General features: G+C 65.2%; 1 protein-coding gene. It reads right to left on the bottom strand.

All coding sequences use genetic code 11. The annotated features are described in order from the left end of the window. Window positions 1-21 precede the first annotated feature (21 nt). A protein-coding gene (locus EJK15_RS69575; protein ID WP_206062404.1) for an IS5 family transposase occupies window positions 22-914 on the bottom strand; the annotation gives its coding sequence in 2 pieces (ribosomal slippage) (window positions 22-564 and window positions 567-914; 891 coding nt in all). Between the last annotated feature and the right edge of the window lie 66 nt (window positions 915-980).

Genomic DNA, 980 nt, shown 5'->3' with positions numbered 1-980 from the left:
TAGGGCGTGTCCCGTGGATCATTAAGTCGGGTCGCGGAGCCAGATCCTGATCGAGGCAACGTCGATGGTGCCCTGGTAGATCCGCGCGCGCTTGTCGGTGCGCAGGGCTACCGCACGGTGGCCCCTCAGCTTGTTGACGCATCGCTCGGCGGTGTTGCGCTCCTTGTACCGCTCGGCATCGAAGCCGGGCGGTCGCCCGCCCCTGCGGCCTTGCCTGAGACGGTTGGCGCGCTGATCCTTCTTGATCGGAATGACCGCCTTGATACCGCGCCGCCGCAGGTAGGCACGGTTACCCCGCGAGGAGTACGCCTTATCGGCCAACACCCGCCCAGGACGCTTACGCGGACGACCCAGACCGCGACGCACGATCCGGACCCGTTCCAGCACCCGCCGGAAGTACGGGCTGTCGGCATGCCGGCCAGGACTGATCAGCGTGGCGATCGGACGGCAACGCCGATCGGCGACCAGATGAATCTTGGTGCTGAACCCGCCCCGCGAGCGGCCCAGCGCCTCCCGCCCCTTCACCGAGTCGTGATCTACGGCATCCCCTTTACCGGGAAGTCGGCCGGCGGCACCTGGCGAGCTCCGGCGGCGTGCTGATGGGCGCGCACCACGGTGGAATCCACACTCACCGTCCAGTCCGCCCCCTCGGCCGCATCACAGCCGGCCCGTAACCCATCCAGGACCTTCTCCCAGGTGCCATCCATCGACCAGCGACGATGCCGGTTATAGACGGTCTTCCAGTTCCCGTAACAAGACGGCAGATCACGCCAGGTGATGTTGGTCCGGACCCGGAAGAACACCCCATTGATCACGGTCCTATGATCGGCCCATCGACCACCCTGCCGAGGATTGACCGGCAACAGCGGCACCAGCCGTTCCCACTCCTCATCCGTCAGATCATGACGACTCAGACGCTCCTCATCCACACGGAAGATCTACACCAAACTGCCATCAAAGATCCACGGGACACGCCCTAG

It is taken from the genome of Nonomuraea basaltis (assembly GCF_005893125.1).
Taxonomy (GTDB): Bacteria; Actinomycetota; Actinomycetes; order Streptosporangiales; family Streptosporangiaceae; genus Nonomuraea; species Nonomuraea basaltis.
The sequence above is the reverse complement of the archived record's forward strand: the minus strand, read 5'-3'. Positions and strand labels throughout refer to the sequence as shown.